This is a genomic window from Streptomyces daghestanicus (assembly GCF_020521275.1).
Taxonomy (GTDB): domain Bacteria; phylum Actinomycetota; class Actinomycetes; order Streptomycetales; family Streptomycetaceae; genus Streptomyces; species Streptomyces griseoviridis.
The window spans coordinates 470,753-491,362 of the sequence record NZ_BNDX01000007.1 but is presented as its reverse complement, the minus strand read 5'-3'; the positions used below and the strand labels follow the sequence as shown (position 1 = coordinate 491,362).

Below are 20,610 nucleotides of genomic sequence, written 5' to 3'. Positions count from 1 at the left end.
GTGCCGATCCGGGTGCCGGCGGGCAGCTCGTCCAGGGTCAGCCCGCCCGGGTGGACCAGGGCGTCGCGGATGTCGTCGCGCCGCAGGAACGCCGCGAACACCGTGCCGGCCGGCAGCGGCCGGTCGGCGGGCACGTCCTTGACGCAGTGCACCGCGAGATCGGCCTCGCCGGCCAGCAGCGCGGCGTCGACCTCCTTGGTGAAGGCGCCCTTGCCCTCCACCTGCGACAGGTCGCCGAGCCACTTGTCACCGGTCGTCCGCACGGGGACGACCTCGGTGCGGACCCCCGGCAGGAGATCCGCCAACTCGCCCCGGACGCGGGCCACTTGAGCCAGAGCCATGGGCGAGTCACGGGAGACGACACGGATCAGCTCGGGAAGGGACATGCGGACACGATAGTGCCCGGAGGGGCCGCCGTCTCGCCCCCGCGCGGGTCAGGCGTACGGGTCGAAGGTGATCCCCGAGGGCTTCGCCGAGGCCAGGTGCGAGGCGAAGCTCGCGTCCTTCAGGCCGAAATTGGCGCTGCCGAAGTCGTACGCGCCGAGCTTGTCGCGGACGCCCGCCGGGTAGCCGTTCCAGCCGACCAGGGTCGGGTACTGCCAGGTGCCCTTGTGGTTCTCCGGCGGTTCGTCGTTCGCGGTGCCCAGCCGGAAGCAGTGGGTGCTGATGCCGTCCTTGTGGTAGACGACCTTGGCGTGGGTGCCCTCGAAGCGGACCTGGGAACGCGGGTGCACGGTGAACGAGCCGTGGTTGGAGGTCGACACGTACTGCACGGTGCCGTTCTGCACCCACACCACGACGTGCTCCCAGTCGTGACGGTGGCCGCCGATGCTCGTGCCGGCCAGCGCCTGGTCCTTCTCGAAGTACAGGCCGTACATGTACGCGCACCAGCCGCCGTCGCACTTGGCGCGTGCGTAGCCGTTGGTGTTGTCCAGGTCGGCGGCGTCCCGGCAGTTGCCGTTGAGGGCGCCGGTCGGGTTGAGGCCGGCGTTGACCGTGCCGTCGGCGCTGATGGCCGGAGTGGGGTAGCAGCCGTCGGTGTCGTAGTCGAAGGCGGGCTGGTAGGCGGTTTCCGCCGCGTCGGCGTTGCCGGGGAGCGCCGGGGGCGGGGCGGCGAAGGCGGTGGCGGGGAAGGCGACGACCAGGGCGAACGCCCCGGCGACCGTGGTGAGCCATCTTCTGCGGCGGGGTGCGGACGTGCTCGACGACACCGCGTCCTCCTCGTGGGCGCAGCCCAACGGCTGTGGGGGAAAGGGGACTTCAGGATGGCGTCGTTCCCCTTCCGTGCCAAGAGGCCCAGGGGACGCGTGGGTTAAGGGCAGCCCAACAGCCGCCCCGGGGTCACACCAGGTCGTCGGGGACGTCCGCCGCCGACTCCTCCGGGGCCAGGTCGGGCCGCAGCCGCAGCCAGGACGGCTGGCGCAGCATGCCCTCCCGGGTACGGGTGCTGAAGCGGACCTCGCCCACCAGCCGGGGCACCACCCAGCGGGCGCCCGGGACCGCCGGAACCGGGTCGAACGGGCATACGTCGGTGGCGGCGGCCCGCAGCAGCGCGGCCAGGACGGCGCGCTCGTCCTCGCTCCAGCCGGTGCCCACCCCGCCGACGTAGCGCAGCCGGCCGGCGGCGCGCTGGCCGGCCAGGACCGCGCCGGGCAGGCCGGTCAGCCGCCCCTTGCCGGGCAGCCAGCCGCCGACGACCACGTCCTCGCTGCGCATGTTCCGGATCTTGATCCAGGCCCGGGAGCGGACCCCCGGCTCGTACACCGAGTCCAGCCGCTTGCACACCAGACCCTCCAGGCCGTGCTCGCGGGTGGCGCGCAGCGCCTGCTCGCCGTGGCCGACGAGGGCGGCGGGGGTGGACCAGGCCGGACCGGTCAGGCCGAGCCCCTCCAGCTCGGCGCGCCGCCGGGTGTACGGCAGGCGGAGCAGTGGGCGGCGGCCCAGGTGCGGGACGTCGAAGAGGACGAGGTGGACCGGGACGGACGCCGCGCGGTGCGCCGCCCGGCCCGGCGCGTGCGCCAGCCCCATCCGGGACTGGAGCAGCTGGAAGTCGGCGCGGCCCTCGGCGTCCAGCGCCAGCACCTCGCCGTCCAGGACGGCCGCGGTGGTGCCGAGCGCGGTGCCCAGGGGCCGCAGCTCGGGGTAGGCGGCGGTGATGTCGGTCCCGGAGCGGGCGCGCAGCAGCGCCCGGCCGTCGCCGGGCAGGTAGACCATGACGCGCTGGCCGTCCTGCTTGGTCTCGTACGCCCAGCGCGCGTCCTGCGCGGGAGGCGGCAGGGCGCCCGGCGTGGCGAGCATGGGCGGGATCAGCGGCAGCTCCACGGGGAAGGTGTCGACGCGGCCGGGTGCCGCCACGCGCGGCGGCGGGCAGGTTCGCCTGAACGGCGCCGCGATCGTGCCCGGGTACGGACCGGCGCCCGGCGCACACCGCCGCTGACCGTAGCGGGGGCGTGCCGGGCGCCGGGGCGGGGGGCGTCAGCGGGCGAGGCGGATCCTCGTGACGGTGTCCTCGGCCGTGCCGGCGCCCGACTTGTCGACCACCCAGGCGGTGCCGTCGGCGATCTCCACGTGGTTCGGGTTGGCGCCGGTGGCCACGGTCTCCTCGACGACGCCCTTCCTGACGTCGACGCGGGTCACGTTCGCCGCGGTGCGGTTGACGACCAGGACGTTGCCGGAGCGCTCGTCGGTGGCGACCGACAGGGCGCCCGCGCCGGTCGTCACGGTCTTGGTGACGATGCCCTTCCTCAGGTCGATCACGGACAGGGTGCCCGCGGTCTGGTCGGCGGTGTAGGCGGCCTTGCCGTTCTTCGACAGGGAGACGGAGATCGCGCCGTCGCCGGCCGGGACGAAGGCGGGTGTGGTGGAGCCGCGCTTCACCACGATGAGCCGGTCGTTGGTCATGTCGGCGGCGTAGACCGTGCCGGTCCTCTCGTCGACGGCGAGGCCGGCCGGGCCGGAACCCTCCACGGTGACGCGCTTCTTCTCCTTGAAGGTCTTGCTGTCGAAGGCGACGACGCTGCCGTCGCTGAACGCGCTCGCCCAGACCGTGTCGTGCTTCTCGTCCACGACGATCTCGCGGGCGTGGTCGACGTTCGGCAGGGTGGCGAGGTGCTCGCCGGTGCGCTGGCTGTAGACGGACACCGTGTTGTTGCGGGTGTTGGTCGTCCAGACGGTGTTGTGCTCGTCGTCCACGGCGACGCCGTAGACGGCCTCGACGGCACCGGTGGCGGTGTCGGTGACCGGCGGGGTGATGTCCGACTCGACGGTGAGGGTCCCGGGGTCGACCTTCAGCAGGTGGGACTCGGTGACCGGCGGGCGGCCCACGGCGGCGGTCACCCACAGCACGTGGTTCCGCTCGGAGTAGGCCGACTGGTACAGGCCCTTGGTGAGCTTGGCCGTGCTGACGGCCGGGGCGGCGGTGTGCGCGGAGGCGGTGCCCGTCAGGGTCAGGACGCCGCCGGCGGCGACGGCCATGGCGACGGCCGAGGCGATCGCGGTGCGGCGGTGGGTGCGGGTGCCGGTGTGGGACATGGTGGGAGTGCTCCCTTGTCGTGTGCGTGGGGTGGGTCTACTGCGGAGAGATGGCTCGGGGGAGGGCTCACGCGCCGTGCGCGGGCCGTCCGGTGCGGCGGCGCACCACCAGCAGCGTGGTGGCGGCGGCGCCCGCGGCCCCGCCGGCCGCCGCCGCGGCGGCGGACCAGGCGATCGTCGCGTGGGAGACGGCCGGGCCGCTGGCGGCGAGCAGGGCTTTCGCGGAGGTGTCCGGCGCGGTGGTGGAGGACGTGCCGGTGCCCGCGCCGGCCGCCGCGGCGGCGTTCACGGTGAACTCCACCTTCAGCGAGGTGGGCGGGTCGGGGGCGAGGAAGCGCAGCCAGTGGGGGCCGGCGGTGGTGTCTGCGGGGACGGTCACGTCACCCTCGTAGCTGCCGTCGCCGTCGGTCTTCCACTGGCCGAGGATGGCCTCGTCGTCGAGCTTGACGGTGACCTGCTCGCCGGCCGGGAACCGGGTCACCTCGAAGTGCAGGGTGCCGCCGGGCTGGACCTCGCTGGCGGTGATCTCGGCCTTGGCGCCGGCGTCGTTGGTGGCGCTGGCCGGGGCGCCCGAGGCCGCCGGTACGGGGGTGGCGGCGCCTCCCGCGGCGCCGGACGCCGAGCCGCCGCCGGTACCGGAGGACGCGGCGGCGCCGGAGGTCACGGTGAAGCCGGCGCGCAGGCTCGTCGGCGGATCCGGTGCGAGGAAGCGCAGCCAGTGCGCGCCCCTGGCCGCGTCCGGGGGGACGGTGACACTCCCGGCGTACGACCCGTCGGGACCGACCGTCCACTGGCCGAGGATCTCGCTGTCGTCCAGCTTCACCGTGAGCTGCCGTCCCGCCGGGAAGCCGGTGACCCGGAACGACACCGTGCCGCCCGCGGCCACCCGGGAGCCGCCGGTGATGGCGGCGGAGGTGCCGGAGGAGGAACCGGCGGCCGTATCGGAGGAACCCGACGCGCCCGATGACCCCGTGGAGCCGGAAGCACCCGAGCCCGAACCGGAGCCGCCGGAACCCGCGGAGCCGCCGGAGCCGCCCGAGCCGCCGCCCGGCGAGGCCGCCGTGACCGTGAGGTCCGCCTTGAGGCTGGTCGCCGGGTCGGGGGCCAGGACGCGCAGCCAGTGCGCCCCGGCCGAGGCCGACGCGGGGACGGTGACCGTGCCGGAGAAGGTCCCGTCGGCCTTCACCGCGCCGGCCCACTGGCCGAGGATCTCGCTGTCGTCCAGCTTCACCGTGATGTTCTGGCCCTTGACGAACCCGGACAGGGCGAAGGAGACCCTGCCCCCGGCCGCGACCTCCCTCCCGCCGGTCAGCCTGACCTTCGGCTCCGCCGCGGGTGCGGTGGTCCCCGAGGGCGACGGAGTGGGCTTCGGGGTCGGCGCGGGCGTCGGGGAAGCGGACGGGGCGGCGGTGACCGTGAGGCTCTCGCTCCTGACACTGGTCCCGGTCGCCAGGAACCGGAGCCAGTGGCCGTCGCCCGCGCTGGTCCCCGCCGGGACCGTCACCCGGTCGGAGACGCTGCCGTCGTCGCCGACCGTGAACTGCGCCAGCAGCGCGGCGTCGTCGAGTTTGACGCTCAGCCTGCCGCCGGCCGGGAAGCCGGTGGCGGTGAACGGCACCTCGCCGCCGGCCCGTACGGAGGTCGTGCCGAGGGTGACCGCGGGCGCCGCCGCGTCCGCCGCCGTCAGCGCCACCGTGCCGGTGAGGTCCGTGGCACCGGGGCCGGCGGTGACCGGCGGGAGGGCGACGAGGGCGCCGAGACCGAGGGTGGCGCCCGCGGTCAGGGCGACCACGCGGCCCCGGCGGGCACCGAGGGGCGAAGCGGATCTGTCAGAGGTCATGATGGCTGCTCCAGGCAGGCGGACGTCACTCGGGGACGTCCGATAAGGAGGGCACGTGGGGGGCGGCGTACGGCCGGCGCGGGAAAGCGACGTGCGATCAAGTAAGGTAAGGCTAACCTAATATGGAGATCGTGAGCAGTCAAATGGAATCCGCGCACACCGTGTTCACCGGTCCCCCCGGAGCCACGCCGGCCCACCCGCCCCGCCTGCCCCGGCCGCACCCCGTGCCGCGGCTCGCCGAGCCGGTCCGCGCGCTGCCGGGGCCGGACGGCGTGGAGGAGTTCTGGGACGAGGTGCGCCGCCTCGGCACGCCCCTGGTGGGCCCCGACCCGCTGGGCGGCCCCGAGCACCGCGCGGTGACGTTCCTGTGGCGCGGCACCCCGGCGACCCGAGCCGTCGAGGTGCTGCCCAACAAGCTGGGCGACCCGCGCGACCCCGAGGGCAACCTGATGGCCCGCGCACCGGGGACGGACGTATGGCACTGGACCCTGCGGCTGCGGCACGACTGGCGCGGCACGTACGACTTCCACGTGGACGAGGGGATCGAGGAGGCGGGGCCCGCGTACTGGCGGCGGCTGCGCGCCGACCCGCGCCCCGACCCGTTCAACGGCCGCGCCCTGCCGCGCCGCTGGGGCGGCGGGCCGGTGTCCTACGCCGAACTGCCCGCCGCCCCCGACGCGGGCGACTGGCTGCCCCGGCCGGGCGTCCCGCGCGGCACCCTCACCGGGCACCGGATGCCGAGCGCCCGGCTGGGCGGGGAGCGGCGGGTCTGGCTGTACACGCCGCCCGGCGAGGTCCCGGCCGGCGGACTGCCGGTGCTGGTGCTGCTGGACGGCGAGCACTGGGGGCCCCGGCTCGGCCTCGCGCATCTGCTGGACAACCTCATCGCCGACGGACGCCTCCCGCTGCTGGCCGCCGTGCTGCCGGAGGCCGTCGACGAACCCACCCGCTGGGCCGAGCTGAGCTGCCGCCCCGGCTACGTCGCCCACCTCGCGGACGAGCTGCTGCCGTGGGCGGCCGGGCACCTGCCGGTCACCGCGGACCCGGCGCGCACCGTCGTCGCCGGGCAGAGCCTCGGCGGGCTCACCGCCGCCTACGCGGCCGTGTCCGCCCCGCACCGCTTCGGCAACGCCCTGGTCCAGTCCGGCTCGTTCTGGTGGCCGGCCGGGGAGGACGCCGAGTGGCTCACCCGGGCGCTCGCCGCCGCGCCCCGGCTGCCGGTGCGGTTCCGGCTCTCCTTCGGCGAGCAGGAGTGGGTGGCCCTGCCCGCCGCCCGGCGGCTCCGCGACACCCTGCGCGCACGCGGGTACGACGACTCCTCCTACCGGGAGTTCAACGGCGGTCACGACTACCTGTGCTGGCGCACCGAACTGGCCGACGGCCTCGTGGAACTGCTGGGCCGCTGATCCGGGCCGCACCGGCCCCGGGGACGGGCGGGCGGCGGCGCGCACGCCCCGCCGGGACGTGTCCGCGCCGCCGCCGCGCTCATCCCCGGTCGGCCTCCACCAGGCGCAGGCACGCCGCGTGCGGGGCCGGTCCGAACCGGGCCGTCCACCCGGCCGGCACCGCCCGCCAGGCCGGCCACAGCGACCGCAGCCCGCCCGCGTTCTCCAGCACCAGATGTCCGTCCGCGTCCTCGTCGGACGGGGCGTCGAAGGGTCCGGCGGTGTCGGCGCTCACGCGTCCAGCTCCTTCAGCCGGGCGGTCAGCACCGCCGCGATGTCGTCGAGGTACCGGTCCCGCATCAGCTGCGGGTGGGTGCAGTCCAGATCGAGGTTGTCGATCCGTCCGGTCACGTACGGCCGCCACGCGTCCCGGGTCAGCCAGTCCTCCGCGCGCGGGGCGGCGGCGGTGAAGAACAGCACGTCGCCGTCGTAGACGCGGTGTTCGTGCGCGCGCATCATCCGGGCGTGGTTGGGGACGATGTCGACGATCCGGGACAGGGTGCGGTCGGTGAGTCCCGCCAGGGGGCTGCCGGCCGCGCGCAGCGTGGCGAGGACGTCCTCGCGGGTGCGTTCGCCGGTGCGGTCGAAGCCCGCCATGCGCAGGACGGCGGTGAGCGCGTCGCCCTCCTCGGGCGCGGGCCGCTCCCGCCACTGCCCGGACGGGAACGCGTCCAGCAGCGCGAGGAGTTCGACCCGTTCGCCGGCCTCCTGGAGCAGCACGGCGACGGTGTGCGCGAGGACCCCGCCGACCGACCAGCCGACCAGCCGGTACGGCCCGTGCGGCTGGACCTCGCGGATGCGGGCCGCGTAGTCCTCGGCCTCCTCCCGCAAGGTGCGCGGCAGTTCCTCGTCGCCGGTCAGGCCGCGGGCCTGGAGCCCGTACACTGGCCGGCCGGCGAGCCGCGCGGCCAGTCCCGCGTAGCACCAGGCCAGGCCGCCCGCCGGGTGGATGACGAACAGCGGGAGGCCCTCGCCGTCGGCGCGCAGCGGCAGGACAACGCCCAGGGCGTCGTCCGAGGCCGGTGCGGCGGCGTCCAGCCGGGCGGCCAGCGCGGCCGGCGTCGGCGCCTCGAACAGCGACCCGATGGTCAGCTCGGCGCCGAACGCCTCACGGACCCGGCCGACCAGGCGCACCGCGAGCAGCGAGGTCCCGCCCAGGTCGAAGAACGCGTCGTCGGGACCGATGCCCTCCGCGCCCAGGACCTCGGCGAACAGCCCGGTCAGCGCCTCCTCGCGGGCCGAGGAGAACGGCCGCGCCCCCGAGGCGCCGGCGAACACCGGGGCGGGCAGCGCGCGGCGGTCCAGCTTGCCGTTGGGGGAGAGCGGGAACGCGTCCAGCGCCACCACGGCGGCCGGGACCATGTGCTCGGGCAGCTCGCGGGCCAGCGCCGCCCGGACCCCGGCCGGGTCGGCGTCGCCCGTCACGTACCCCACGAGCCGGTCCTCGCGGACCAGCGCGCACGCCGCGTCCACCTCCGGCAGGGCCGCCAGCGCCGCCTCGATCTCGCCCAGTTCGATGCGCTGGCCGCGCAGCTTGACCTGGTGGTCGGTGCGGCCCAGGTACTCGACCTCGCCGTCCGCCGTCCACCGGGCCAGGTCGCCGGTGCGGTACATCCGGGTGCCGGCGGGCCCGAACGGGTCGGCGACGAACCGGGCCACGTTCAGCTCCGGCCGGCCCAGGTAGCCGTCGGCGAGCTGGGCGCCCGCCAGGTACAGCTCGCCCGGCACCCCGGGCGGGCAGGGCTGGAGCGCGGCGTCCAGGACGTACAGCCGGGTGTTCCACACCGGCCGGCCGATCGGCACCGGACCCGCGTCCGCCGGGTCGCAGGCGTGGTACGTGACGTCCACGGCGGCCTCGGTCGGCCCGTACAGGTTGTGCAGCTCCACGTCCGGCAGGGCGCGGGCGAAGGCGTGCGCGGTCTCCCGGGGCAGCGCCTCACCGCTGCAGAACACCCGGCGCAGCACGTCCGCGCACCCCGCGGCCTCCGGCGCGCCCAGGAACACCTGGAGCATCGACGGCACGAAGTGGCAGGTGGTGACCGCGCGTTCGCGGATCAGCCGGGCCAGGTAGACCGGGTCCTTGTGCCCGCCGGGCTCGGCGACCACCAGGGCCGCGCCCTCGCGCAGCGGCCAGAAGAACTCCCACACCGACACATCGAACGACGACGGCGTCTTCTGGAGCACCCGGTCGTCCGGCGTCAGCCCGTACTCCGCCTGCATCCAGCGCAGCCGGTTGTCGATGGCGCGGTGCGGCACGACCACGCCCTTGGGGCGGCCGGTGGAACCGGAGGTGTAGATGACGTACGCGGGGTGTGCCGGGGTGAGCGCGCGGGCCGGGTCGGTCCAGGCGTACCCGGAGGTGTCCAGGCCGTCCAGCACGACCACCTCGGTGCCGGTGTCCGCCGGGAGCCGGTCCGCGCGGTCGGTCACCGCGCACACCGGCGCCGCGTCGCCGAGCATGTACGCCAGCCGCTGCGCCGGGTACTCCGGGTCCAGCGGCAGATAGGCGGCGCCCGCCTTCAGCACCGCCAGCAGCGCCACCACCAGCTCCACCGAGCGCGGCACGGAGACGGCGACGACCGTGCCGGGCCGGGCGCCGAGGGACTGGAGGTGCCGGGCGAGCCGGTTGGCGCGGGCGTTCAGCTCGGCGTAGGTCAGCGCGGTGTCCCGGAACACCAGTGCGGTGGCGTCCGGGGTGCGGGCGGCCCGGGACTCGATGGGGCCGACGAGGGTGGTCGGCGGCAGTGCCCGCCCGGTGCGGTTGAACTCCTCCGTCACCAGGTCCCGTTCGGCGGGGGTGGCGACCGGGTGGACGGCGAGCGGGGCGTGCGGGTCGGTGCCGGTGAGCCGGTCCACCAGGTGCAGGAAGCGCTCCTGGTGCGCGGCGAGGCCGGTCTCCTCGTACAGCGCCGGGTTGCCGTCGTGGTCGATGCGCAGGCCCCGGCCGTCGGCGCGGTCGTAGATGTTGACGGTCAGGTCGTCCACCGGGCCCGCGGACAGGTTCCGGGCGCGGGCGGGGGCGCCCGCGAAGTCCACGCCGTAGTCGAACGGCATCACGTTGACCAGCGGGCCGACCAGGGCGCGGCTCTCGCCGAGCAGGCCCAGGTCGCGGCGGATGTCCTCGTAGCGGTAGCGCTGGTGGCGGCGGACCTCACGGATGCCGAGCACCACCTGCCGCACCAGTTCCGCGAAGGTCGCTGCGGGGTCGACGGTGAGCCGCAGCGGCAGCACGTTCATCACCATGCCGGGGACGCGCAGCGCCACCGACCCCATGCGGCCCATCATCGGCAGGCCCAGCACGACGTCGGTGCGGGCCGTGGCGCGGGCGGTGTACAGGGCCTGCGCGGCGATCAGCACGTCCGGCCAGGTGGCGCGGAGCCGGCCCGCGAGGTCCTTCAGCCGCTCGGTGGTCTCCGGGGAGAGGTGCGCGGTACGGCGCAGGAACGTCCGGGAGGGCAGCGCGCCGCGTCCCGCGAGCCGGGGCGCCTCCGGACGGTCCCCGAACCGCTCCGACCAGTGCGCGCGGTCCGCCGCGAAGGCGGGTGAGGAGCGGTAGGCGGCGTCGTCCTCGACCAGCTCGGCCAGGGTGCCGAAGGAGCGCGGGGCGGGCTCCTCACCGCGGGCCAGCGCCGTGTACACCTCGGCGGTGCGGCGCACCAGCAGGGAGTAGCCGTAGCCGTCCATCACGAGGTGGTGGATGCGCTGGTACCACAGCCACCGGTCGGTGCCGACCCGGAACAGGGCGTGCCGGAACAGCGGCCCGGCCGCCAGGTCGAAGGGCTCGTCCAGGTCGGCGCGCATCCACGCCTCCGCCTCGGCCGGGGTGGCCCGCTCGCGTACGGTCAGCGGCGGCTCGACGTGGTCCGCGAGGTGCTGGCGGGGTCCGTCCGGGGTGTCCTCGACCCGGACCCGCAGCGCCTCGGCCTCGGCGGTCACCCGGCGCAGCGCCTCGGCGAACAGCGCGGCGTCCAGCGGCCCGTCGATCTCCAGGCACTCGGCGGTGTTCTGCGCGGGGCTGAGCGGATCGAGGGCCTGCGCGAACCACATGCCGGACTGCGCGGCCGTCAGCGGCAGCACCGCCGGGGTCGCTTCCACGGCGGCGGTCATGCCGCCCCCAGCAACGGGGCCCATGCCTCGATGGCGGGCTGCTCGGCGAGGTCCGCGAAGCCGGCGGTCACCTCGTGTTCGCGGCGCCAGCGCTCCAGCAGCGCCATGATGCGGACCGAGTCCAGGCCGTAGTCGACGAGGTTCTCGTCGGCGGGTATGTCCGCCGGGTCCTCACCGAGGCAGTCGGCGACATCGGTACGGATCTGTTCGACGGTGAGCGCCATGCCTCAGACCTCCTGGAGCAGTGTGTCGGTGGTGGTGACGACCGCGCAGCGGCCGGCGGCGTACCGCAGGGCCATGTCGTGGTCGGCGCGGGAGAAGTCCGCGACCGCGTCGGCGACGACGAACGCCTGGATGTCCCGCTGCCAGGCGTCGGCTGCGGTCATCAGCACGCCGATGTGCGCGTACACCCCGGCGACGACGATCTGGTCGCGGCCCTTGTCCCGCATCAGTTCGGCCAGTCCGGTGCGGACGAACGCGCTGTACTTCCATTTCGTCAGCACGGTGTCGCCGTCCGCCGGGGCGACGATGCCGGGCGTGGCGAGCTTCTCCGGGTCGTCGGCGACGCCGGGGCCCCAGAAGTCGAGCTGGAGGCCGCGCTGTTCGGGCGTCTGGCCGCCGCGCTGGGCGGAGTAGACGACCGGGACGCCGAGCCGGCGGTACGCCGCCAGCAGCCGCGCGGTGTTGGCGAGCATGCCGGTCAGCGGCTGCTCGCCGGCCGGGAAGGCGCCGAGGAAGTGCTGTTGCAGGTCGTGCACGAGCAGGACGGCACGCGCCGGGTCCACGGTCCAGGACACGCGGTTCTCGGGGAGTTCCTCCGGTGCCGGGAGCGGATAGGGGGCGATGGCGGGAAGTGCCATGGGGGAGTCCTCTCGGATGCGGTCAGGAGGGTTCGGCGGCGGACCGCAGGTGCTTCTTGCTGATCTTGCCCACGCCGGTCTGCGGGAAGGCGTCGACGAACTCCACGAGGTCGGGGACCTTGTAGGCGGCGATGCCCCGCTCGCGGACGAACCGCTTGACCGCCACCGGCGTCAGCGGCTCGGCGTCCGTGCGCAGGATGACGTAGGCGAGTGAGCGTTCGCCGAGGTATGCGTCGGGTACGGCGACGACGGACACGTCGTGCACGGCGGGGTGGGCGAGGATGATGTTCTCGACCTCTTCCGGGGCGATCTTCTCGCCGCCCCGGTTGATCTGGTCCTTGGCCCGGCCCTCGACGACGAGGTGGCCGCCGGGGAGGCGGCGGACGATGTCGCCGGTGCGGTAGAAGCCGTCCCCGGTGAAGGACCGCGCGTTGTGCTCGGGCGCCCGCCAGTACCCCCGGATGGTGTAGGGGCCGCGGGTGAGCAGGTGTCCGAACTCGCCCTCCGGGACGTCGTCGTCCTCGTCGTCGACGATGCGGATCTCGTCGTCGGGGGAGATGGGGCGGCCCTGGGTGGTGACGACGGTCTCGGTGTCGTCGTCCAGCCGGGTGTAGTTGACCAGGCCCTCCGCCATGCCGAAGACCTGCATCAGTCTGCAGCCGAGCGCGGGCTCCAGGCGGCGGGCCGCCGACTCGCTGTACTTGGCGCCGCCGACCAGGACCAGTTCCAGACTCGACAGGTCGTGGGCGGTGGCGGGCGCGGCGTCCGTCCACACCAGGGCCAGCGGCGGCACCAGCCCCGTCATGGTGATCCGCTCGCGCTCGACCAGCGGGAACGCGGTCGCCGGGTCGGGCCGCGGGGCGAGCACCACCGTGCCGCCCGCGTACAGCGCCCCGAGCCAGCCCGGTGAGCTCATCGGGAAGTTGTGCGCGGCCGGCAGCACGACCAGGAACCGGGTGCCGGCGTCCACCCCGCAGATCTCGTTCGACCCGCGCAGCGAGTACATGTAGTCGTCGTGGGTGCGCGGGATCAGCTTGTTGAGGCCCGTGGTGCCGCCGGAGAGCTGGAGGAAGGCCAGCTCGTGCGGCGCGGGCCCGTCGAACGGCCCCGCCGGCTCGCACGGCACCTCGCTCAGCGCGGTGTGCTCACCGGGGTCGCCGACCACGAAGACGTGCTGCAGCGCCGGGTTCCGCTCGCGCATCAGCGAAGCCAGGGCCCGGTGGTCGAATCCGTCGTGCGCGTCCGGCACGACGTACGCCACGGCCCCGGTGAAGGAGCAGAAGTGGGCGATCTCCGTCTCGCGGTGCGCGGGCAGCGCGTAGACGGGCAGCGCGCCGATCCGGAACAGGGCGAAGACGACCTCGACGAACTCGCCGACGTTCGGGAGCTGGACGACGACCCGGTCGCCCTTGCGGATGCCGCGCGCGAGGAACCCGGCGGCCAGCCGGTCGGCCCGCTCGTCCAGCTCCCGGTACGTCCAGGTACGGCGCTCCGGCGCCGGGTCGACGAGGGCGGTCCGGTCGGGGTGGGCGGCGGCGCGCTCGCGGAGCATGCCGCCGAAGGTCTCGCCGCGCCAGTAGCCGGCGGCGCGGTAGCGCTCGGCGAACTCGGCCGGCCAGGTGGGCGCGTCCACTCCGGGGGTGAGGGTCACAGCGATGCTCCTACGGCGTGCAGGAAGGTACGGAACTTGGCGGCGGTCTCCGCCGTCTCGGCCTCCGGCGTCGACGCGGCCACGACACCGGCGCCCGCGAACAGCCGCAGGGTGTTGCCCTCGGCCTCGGCGCAGCGGATGGTCACGACCCACTCGCCGTCGCCGTCGGCGTCCTGCCAGCCGACCATTCCGGTGTAGGCGCCCCGGTCGAAGGGCTCCGACTCGGCGATCACCCGCCGGGCCAGGTCGGTCGGGGTGCCGCACACGGCGGGCGTCGGGTGCAGCGCGGACGCCAGGTCCAGCGCGGTGGCCGTGTCCGGGTCGGCCAGCTCACCGGTGACCGTGGTCGACAGGTGCCACATCGCGGCGGTGCGCACCAGCGTCGGCCGCTCGGGCACCTGGAGAGTGGCGCAGAACGGCGCCAGCGCCTCCCGTACGGCGGCCACCACCACGGCGTGCTCGTGCAGGTCCTTCTCGGACTCCAGCAGCGCGACCGCGCGCCGCACGTCCTCGGCGAGGTCCTCGCTGCGCGGCGCCGACCCGGCGAGCGGGTTGGCGGTCAGCCGGCCGCCCCGCCGGGCCACCAGCAGTTCGGGGCTGGCGCCGATCAGGGTGCGGCCCGGACCGCTGGGCACGGCGAAGGTGTAGCCGGACGGGTCGCGGCGGGCCAGCCGCCGCAGCATCGCCGGCAGGTCGGGGGCGTGGCCCGAGGTCAGCTCCAGACTGCGGGCGAGGACGACCTTGTCGAACTCGCCGGCCCGCATCCGGGCGACCGCCGCCGCGACGGCCGCGCCGTACCGCTCGGGCGAGGGCACCTCCGTCACCCGCCAGTCCGGCCGGTCCCCGTCGTGCGGCACCGGCAGCGCGACCAGCGGGTCCTCGCGCAGCGGCGGCGCCCAGTGCACCATGTCCGGCACGGCCAGCGCGGTGGGGCCGTCCGGGGCGAAGGGCAGCGCGCCGACGACGACCGGCGCCGCGGCTCCCGGCCGGCGCAGCCCGTCGAGGGTCTCGCGCACCCGCACGGCCGGCGGGCGGGAGTCGTCGGGTATGACGGCGGCGGTGCCGCGGCCCAGCAGCGTCCGGTGCGGGGTGGCCACGAACCGGTCGGTGGCCGGGTGGTACGCGTCGAGCAGGGAGGTGGCCGCGCCGGGGGAGACGGACGCGGGGGCGGCGGGGTCGGGCAGGGGAACCGAGTGCGGGGAAGCGGAGTGCAGGGAAACGGACATCACAGTCTCCAGTGGGGGAGGGGCCGAGCCGGGGTGGGGCTCAGGCCCGCAGGGTGGCGCCGCCGTCTACGTACAGGTCGTGCATCGTGATGTGGCGGGCCCGGTCGGAGGCCAGGAAGACGACGGCGTCGGCGATGTCGGCGGGCTCGGCGATCCGGCCGAGCGGTATGCCGGTCCGGTAGGACGCCAGGTCCCCCTCGATCACCCGTCGCGCCGAGGACTCCTCCTCGCCCTCGGTCCACAGGGCGCGCTGCATGTCGGTCATGGTCGAGCCGGGGGAGACCGTGTTGCAGCGCACGCCCTGCCGGGCGACCTCCAGGCCGAGGCACTTGGTGAACATCACCGCGGCGGCCTTGGACGCGGCGTACGCGGCGAAGCCGGCGCGGGGGATGCCGGCCGCGTTGGAGGCGACGGTGACGATGCTGCCCCGGCCGCGTCCGGTCATCCGGCGGGCGACGGCGCGGGACACGTGGAAGACGCCGGTGGTGTTGACCGCGAAGTGCGCCGCCCAGTCCTCGTCGGTGAGTTCGGTGACGGGCGCGTCGCGCAGGATGCCGGCGACGTTCACGGCGACGTCCAGTGGGCCGAGGGTGTCCTCGGTCTCCGCGACCAGCGCCTCCACGGCGGAGGCGTCGGTGACGTCCAGGGTGCGGCCGGTGACCCGCCCGCCGTGCGCCGGTACGCCGTCGACCGCGAGGTCGGTGGCGACGACCCGGGCGCCCTCCGCGACGAGGGCCGCGACCACCGCGGCGCCGATGCCCCGGCCCGCCCCCGTCACGAGGGCGAGCCGGCCGTCCAGTCCGGTGGCGCTCATGACGCGAGCGCCTTCGTCAGGTCGGCCAGGACGATCCGCGCGGCGAGCGGGCCGCCGGCGCTGTTCCAGGCGGAGCCCTGCACGACGATCACGTGGCCCTCCCGCTCGGCCTGCAGCTTGCCGAAGTTGGGGACCTTCTTCGCCTCGGCGTAGGCCCTCTCGCCGTCGGCGCGGTCGCCGAGGGTGCCGAAGACCAGCCAGTCGGCGTCGATGGTGGAGAGCTTCTCCAGGCTCACCGGCTCACTGTGGCCGCTGCCCACGCCCTGCTGGTCCTTGGGCCGGTCCAGGCCCAGGTCCGCGATGGTGGAGCCGACGTGGCCCACGCCGCGGCCGACCGCCGACGGGGCGCCGTTCTGCCAGCGGACCACGCTGACCGACGCGCCCGCGTTGGCGCCGAGCTTCTTCTTGGCGGCGGCCAGGTCCGCGTCGAAGCCGCTGACGATCTTCTCGGCCTCGGACGTCTTGTTGAGGGCGTCGGCGGTGGCCGTGAACGCCTTCTTCCAGTCCTCGTTGAGCTTGGCGGTGACCACCGTCGGGGCGATCGACTCCAGCTTGGAGACCTGCGTCTTCACGGCGGTCGTCTCGTCGAGCAGGATCAGGTCGGGCTGGAGGGCGGCGACCTTCTCCATGTCGGCCTCGGCGACCGTGGCGACCACCTGGGCCTTGCCCGCCTTGTCGGCGAGATAGGTGGAGACGCCCTTCTGCCCGCGGCCCGCGGTGGCGCCGACCGGCTCCACGCCGAGCGCCAGGGCGGCGTCCAGGGTGGGCTCGCTCAGGGTGACGACCTTCTTCGGGGCGGCGGGCACGTCGACCTCGCGGCCCGTGGCGTCGGTGACCTGACGGGTGCCCGACTCCTTGCCGCTCGCGCTGTCGTTGCCGCCGTCGCCGTCGTCGCTCCCGCAGCCGGTGAGGAGGACCGCTCCGGTGAGCACCGCGGCGGCGGAGGTCAGAAGGTTTCTGCGGGTGGAACGTGCAGACGACATGGAAGATGGACTCCTAGGTCGGGGGTCGGGGGAAGGGAAGGGTCGGGAGCGGGGGCGGACCGCGGCCTCAGCCGGCCAGCAGCCGGGCCAGGCCGGCGGCGAGCGCGCCGTGCCAGCAGGCGTAGTCGTGGCCCCCGTTGAAGGTGTCGAAGGTCACCCGGTGGCCGCCCGCGCGCAGGGTGTCGTACAGGACACGGGCGTGGTCGACCATGGCGCCCTCGTGCAGCCCCACGTCCAGGTGGACGGTCAGCGGGGGCGGCGGCTCGGCCTTGAAGCGGGCGACGAGCCAGGGGTCGCCGTACACGGGTGGTTTGGGGCCGGACGGGGACGGAAGTCCGGGCCGCCACCACAGGGAGGGCGACTGCGCCAGGACGCCGCCGAACCGGTCGGGCCTGAGGTAACCGGCGTACAGCGCGGTCATGCCGCCGAGGCTCTGTCCGGCGACCACCGTCCGGCGCGGGTCGGTGCTGAGCGGCCAGCGCCCCGCCGCCCAGGGCAGCAGCACATCGGCCAGGAAGGCGACGAACGGCTCCCGGGCGCCGAGGTCGCGCCAGCGGGCGGCACGGTCCACGGCGTCCGGCGCGAGCACCGCCAGCGGCGGCAGCGCCCCGTCGGCGATCAGCGCGTCCAGGGTGTCGGCGAGGCCGAGCCGCCCGAACCACATGTCGCCGTCGCACACCACGGCCACCGGCAGCGGCGCTCGGTCCCGGTGCCCGGTCCCCGGCGGCAGGTAGACCCAGGTGTCCCGGTCGCCGACCGGGTCCGGGGCCGGCACCCGGTGGCGTCCGACGCGCCCGGCCGGCACGGTGCCCCGGCGGCCGGCCCACGGCTGGGGCGGGGCGTCCGGCAGCGCGAAGACCGAACTGTCGGCGGGCTGCCAACGCGTCGCCGTCCGGCGGGGGTTGAGCGGGTCGGCCGCCGCGTGCGCGGAGAGCGACCGCAGCCGCTGCTGGAGCGCGGCCGGGTCGGCCGGCGGCTCCCGCCGCGAGACGTCGGCGGCCAGCCGGTACGAGCCCCGGTGGTCGGCGCGCAGCCGCAGCCCCAGGTGCCATACGTCGGTCCCCGGGACCCGCTCCAGGAGCGAACCGGCGAGCCGGCCGCGGTCGGTGATGCGGTTGCCGCTGAACAGCACCTGCCGGGTGGCCTGGTGACCCCGCCACAGGAAGGTGACCACGCGGTGCCCGGGGTCGCCGTCGAGTTCCTCGACCAGCGGCGTGCCGGAACGTTCCGCCTCGCGCCAGAACTCCGCGGCCAGCGCGGCGCGGCGCACCGCCTCGGCCCCGGCCGCCTCCGCGAGGAGGCGCGCGACGCGCGGGCCGGTGACCCGCACCGGACGGACGTCCGGTGATGCATCGCTCGGGGCGGAACTGGGCAGGCTGGTCATCGGTGTTCTCCGTGAACCACGATCGGCGGTGTGCAACAGGGCGGTCGGTGCTGTCGACCAGCTGTCAACAGCACGGTAAGGGTAGCCTAAGCTAACCACATGTCCATTGGAATGTGTGCACTGCACCGGCCGAACACGGTGCCCGCCCCCCGGTGTCCGACCCGGCGCCGAACCCGGCGCGGCGCCCGGTGCCGAACCCGCGCGGCGGCGGCCTCGTGAGCGCCGTGACCGCGCCCGCCCCGCCGCCGGACACGGCCCCCGACCCGGCGGCCGGCTCCCGCGCCCCGCGCACCCGGAGGGCGCTGCGCCCGGCCGGACTGCTCCTCGGACTGGTGCTGCTGGCGGCCGCGTTCGCCCTGTCGCTGGCCGTGGGCGCCAAGGGAATCCCCCTCGACCAGGTCTGGTCCGGCCTGTTCACCCCGTCGGGCACCGAGAACGACGCGATCGTGCGGGACTTGAGGCTGCCGCGCACCCTGATCGGCGTCGCGGTCGGCGCGGCCCTCGGCCTCGGCGGCGCGGTCATGCAGACCCTCACCCGCAATCCGCTCGCCGACCCCGGCCTGCTCGGGGTCAACGCGGGCGCCTCGGCGGCGGTGGTCACCGCGATCGGCGTCCTGGGCATCACCTCCTTCACCGGGTACCTGTGGTTCGCCCTGGCCGGCGCGGCCGTCGCCGCCACCGCGGTGCACGCCCTCGGCGGCGGCCGGTGGGCCACCCCGGTCCGCCTCGCGCTCGCCGGGACCGCCGTCAACGCGGCCCTGTTCGGCTACGTCAACGGCCTGTCGCTGTGGCATCTGAGCACCCTGGACGAGATGCGGTACTGGTCGGTCGGCACCCTCGCCAAGCGCGACGTGTCCCTGCTGCTCACCGTGGCGCCGCTGCTCACGGCCGGCGCGCTGCTCGCCTTCGCGCTGGCCCGGCCGCTCGGCGCGATCGCGCTCGGCGAGGACCACGCGCTGGCGCTCGGCACCCGGGTGCGGCGGGTACGGGTGCTCTCCGTCGTCGCCATCACCCTGCTGTGCGGCAGCGCGACCGCGGTGTGCGGGCCGATCGCCTTCATCGGCCTGATGATCCCGCACGCCGCCCGCGCCTTCTGCGGCCCCGACCCGCGCTGGCTCATGCCGTACTGTGCGGTGTTCGCCCCGGTGCTGCTGCTCGTCTCGGACGTCATCGGCCGGGTCGTCGTGCCGCCGTCGGAGATCGAGGTCGGCACCGTCACCGCGTTCCTCGGCGGGCTCCTCTTCATCCATCTCGTACGGCAGCGGAAGGTGGCCCAGCTGTGAGCCTGGTACGGGACGAGAAGCGCCCCGCGGCCCGCGCGGGCCTGCGGCACGGGGTGCTGCGCACCGGACGCTGGTCGCTGCGGTTCGACGCCCGGGCGGTCCTGGTCTGCGGGGCGCTGGCGGCGCTGGCCGCCTTCGCGACGGTCCTCGCCCTCGGCACCGGGACGTACGCGCTCTCCCCGGCCGAGGTGGTGCGCACCCTCGCCGGCGACGGGCCGCCGGGCGCGGAGTTCGTCGTCCTCGACCTGCGGCTGCCGCGCGCCCTGGTCGCGGCGCTGGTCGGGTTCGGGATGGGCATGGCGGGCGCGGTGTTCCAGTCGCTCACCCGCAACCCGCTCGGCAGCCCCGACGTCATCGGCTTCGGCAACGGCGCCTCGGCCGGCGCGCTCGTCGCCATCATCGTCCTGGACGCGGGCACCGCGCAGACGGCGATCGGCGCGGTGTTCGGCGGCTGCGCCACGGCCGCGGCCGTCTATCTGCTGGCCTGGAAGCGCGGGGTGCACGGCTACCGGCTGGTGCTGGTCGGCATCGGCGCCTCCGCGGTGCTGGGCGCCGTCACCAACTTCCTGTACCTGCGGGCCGACATCGGCAAGGCGGCGCAGGCGGCAAGCTGGACGATCGGCTCGCTCAACGCCCGGGACTGGAGCGACGTCATCGTCGCCGCGCTCGGCGTGGCGCTGCTCGGGCCGGTGGTACTGGTGTACGCGCGGCGCCTGACCCTGCTGGAGATGGGCGACGACACCGCCGCCGCGCTGGGCGTCCCGCCGGAGCGCAGCCGCCTGATCCTGCTGGCCGCCGGTACGGGCCTGACGGCGCTGGCCGTCGCGGCGGCCGGGCCGGTCCCGTTCGTGGCCATGGCCGCGCCGCAGCTCGCCCGCCGGGTGACCCGCGCGGCCGGGCCCAACGTGCTGCCCGCCGCCTGGATGGGCGCCCTCCTGCTCGCCGCGGCCGACCTCGCCACCCAGCGCCTGACCGGCTCGGCCCTGCTCCCGGTCGGCGTCCTCACCGGCGTGGCCGGCGGCGCGTACCTGGCCTGGCTGCTGCGCGGGGAGCGGCGGGGGGCGCGGCTCTGAGACCGGGGGCGCGGGGCCCTGCCGGGCGCGGGGCCCTGCCGGGCGCCGACCCGGAGGGGCAGCCCGTTCCCCCGAGGCCGCCGCGTCCCCGTCCGTACCGGTGAGGGGGTCCGCAGGCCGCCCTGCGATGCCGAGGGGGCATCCGCTCCCGTCCCGCCTTCCGCCGAGCGGGCCCACGCCCGCGCCCGCTTCGCCGGGGGCATGCCCGCCCCGGCACCGCCGGGTGGCTCCGTGCCGCCGCGGGTTCCGCGCCCGTGTGCGCGGTGCTGGGCGGGGCCGCGTCCGCGACCCCGCGCCGCCGGATGGGACCGGGCCCGCCCGTGCCGCCGAGGGCCCCCGCTCGTGCCCCGCGCCGCCGCGCGGGCCGGTGTCCCCGCCTCGTGCCGCTGCGCGGGCCGGTGTCCCCGCCTCGT

16 protein-coding genes and 1 pseudogene are annotated in these 20,610 nt (G+C 75.5%); 3 read left to right on the top strand and 14 right to left on the bottom strand.

The window, feature by feature from the left end; genetic code table 11:
* The 5 genes and pseudogenes from Sdagh_RS09500 to Sdagh_RS09480 form a co-directional block, all read right to left on the bottom strand.
* Window positions 1-386 (bottom strand): annotated as a pseudogene (locus Sdagh_RS09500) (hydroxymethylbilane synthase); the annotation flags it as partial.
* A 48-nt stretch (window positions 387-434) separates the two neighbouring features.
* On the bottom strand, window positions 435-1,211 hold the full coding sequence (locus Sdagh_RS09495; RefSeq protein WP_189424504.1) for an NPP1 family protein: 777 nt from the start codon (window positions 1,209-1,211) through the stop codon (window positions 435-437).
* A 130-nt stretch (window positions 1,212-1,341) separates the two neighbouring features.
* Complete coding sequence (locus tag Sdagh_RS09490; protein ID WP_189424534.1) at window positions 1,342-2,322, bottom strand: ATP-dependent DNA ligase; 981 nt, start codon at window positions 2,320-2,322, stop codon at window positions 1,342-1,344.
* Between the two features lie 153 nt (window positions 2,323-2,475).
* Window positions 2,476-3,531 (bottom strand): YncE family protein, encoded by a 1,056-nt coding sequence (locus Sdagh_RS09485; protein ID WP_189424502.1) that lies wholly within the window; start codon window positions 3,529-3,531, stop codon window positions 2,476-2,478.
* A 67-nt stretch (window positions 3,532-3,598) separates the two neighbouring features.
* The gene (locus Sdagh_RS09480; protein ID WP_190078464.1) at window positions 3,599-5,371 is read right to left on the bottom strand and encodes a hypothetical protein; all 1,773 of its coding nucleotides are present in this window, start codon (window positions 5,369-5,371) and stop codon (window positions 3,599-3,601) included.
* A gap of 143 nt (window positions 5,372-5,514) precedes the next feature.
* Here Sdagh_RS09480 and fes (Sdagh_RS09475) point away from each other — a divergent pair, with 143 nt between their 5' ends.
* Window positions 5,515-6,777, top strand: a complete 1,263-nt coding sequence (gene fes / locus Sdagh_RS09475) for an enterochelin esterase (protein ID WP_190078474.1) — start codon at window positions 5,515-5,517, stop codon at window positions 6,775-6,777.
* A 79-nt stretch (window positions 6,778-6,856) separates the two neighbouring features.
* On the opposite strand, the gene Sdagh_RS09470 is transcribed toward fes (Sdagh_RS09475), so the two are convergent.
* From Sdagh_RS09470 to fes (Sdagh_RS09430), 9 genes are all read right to left on the bottom strand, one after another.
* Window positions 6,857-7,051, bottom strand: coding sequence for an MbtH family NRPS accessory protein (locus tag Sdagh_RS09470; RefSeq protein ID WP_190078465.1), 195 nt, complete (start codon window positions 7,049-7,051; stop codon window positions 6,857-6,859).
* Entirely contained in the window at window positions 7,048-10,923 is a 3,876-nt protein-coding gene (locus Sdagh_RS09465) for a non-ribosomal peptide synthetase (RefSeq protein ID WP_226534923.1), read from the bottom strand. The genes Sdagh_RS09470 and Sdagh_RS09465 overlap by 4 nt, the downstream gene beginning before the upstream one ends.
* Complete coding sequence (locus Sdagh_RS09460; RefSeq protein ID WP_189424494.1) at window positions 10,920-11,147, bottom strand: phosphopantetheine-binding protein; 228 nt, start codon at window positions 11,145-11,147, stop codon at window positions 10,920-10,922. Before Sdagh_RS09460 ends, Sdagh_RS09465 begins: the two co-directional genes overlap by 4 nt.
* 3 nt (window positions 11,148-11,150) lie before the next feature.
* Complete coding sequence (locus Sdagh_RS09455; RefSeq protein ID WP_189424492.1) at window positions 11,151-11,783, bottom strand: isochorismatase family protein; 633 nt, start codon at window positions 11,781-11,783, stop codon at window positions 11,151-11,153.
* Window positions 11,784-11,805: 22 nt separating this feature from the next.
* Window positions 11,806-13,440, bottom strand: a complete 1,635-nt coding sequence (locus tag Sdagh_RS09450; RefSeq protein ID WP_372478431.1) for a (2,3-dihydroxybenzoyl)adenylate synthase — start codon at window positions 13,438-13,440, stop codon at window positions 11,806-11,808.
* On the bottom strand, window positions 13,431-14,672 hold the full coding sequence (locus tag Sdagh_RS09445; RefSeq protein WP_372478430.1) for an isochorismate synthase: 1,242 nt from the start codon (window positions 14,670-14,672) through the stop codon (window positions 13,431-13,433). Before Sdagh_RS09445 ends, Sdagh_RS09450 begins: the two co-directional genes overlap by 10 nt.
* A gap of 28 nt (window positions 14,673-14,700) precedes the next feature.
* Window positions 14,701-15,474 carry a 2,3-dihydro-2,3-dihydroxybenzoate dehydrogenase gene (locus Sdagh_RS09440; RefSeq protein WP_189424485.1) on the bottom strand — a complete coding sequence of 258 codons (774 nt, stop codon included), beginning with the start codon at window positions 15,472-15,474 and terminating at the stop codon, window positions 14,701-14,703.
* Window positions 15,471-16,457 carry an ABC transporter substrate-binding protein gene (locus Sdagh_RS09435; RefSeq protein ID WP_189424483.1) on the bottom strand — a complete coding sequence of 329 codons (987 nt, stop codon included), beginning with the start codon at window positions 16,455-16,457 and terminating at the stop codon, window positions 15,471-15,473. The genes Sdagh_RS09440 and Sdagh_RS09435 overlap by 4 nt, the downstream gene beginning before the upstream one ends.
* 67 nt (window positions 16,458-16,524) lie before the next feature.
* On the bottom strand, window positions 16,525-17,841 hold the full coding sequence (gene fes / locus Sdagh_RS09430; protein ID WP_190078469.1) for an enterochelin esterase: 1,317 nt from the start codon (window positions 17,839-17,841) through the stop codon (window positions 16,525-16,527).
* 224 nt (window positions 17,842-18,065) lie between these two features.
* Between fes (Sdagh_RS09430) and Sdagh_RS09425 the strand changes: the two genes are divergently transcribed.
* Together Sdagh_RS09425 and Sdagh_RS09420 are read left to right on the top strand one after the other, a co-directional pair.
* Window positions 18,066-19,124, top strand: a complete 1,059-nt coding sequence (locus Sdagh_RS09425) for a FecCD family ABC transporter permease (protein ID WP_190078475.1) — start codon at window positions 18,066-18,068, stop codon at window positions 19,122-19,124.
* Window positions 19,121-20,197 carry a FecCD family ABC transporter permease gene (locus tag Sdagh_RS09420; RefSeq protein WP_190078470.1) on the top strand — a complete coding sequence of 359 codons (1,077 nt, stop codon included), beginning with the start codon at window positions 19,121-19,123 and terminating at the stop codon, window positions 20,195-20,197. Before Sdagh_RS09425 ends, Sdagh_RS09420 begins: the two co-directional genes overlap by 4 nt.
* Window positions 20,198-20,610: the final 413 nt, after the last annotated feature.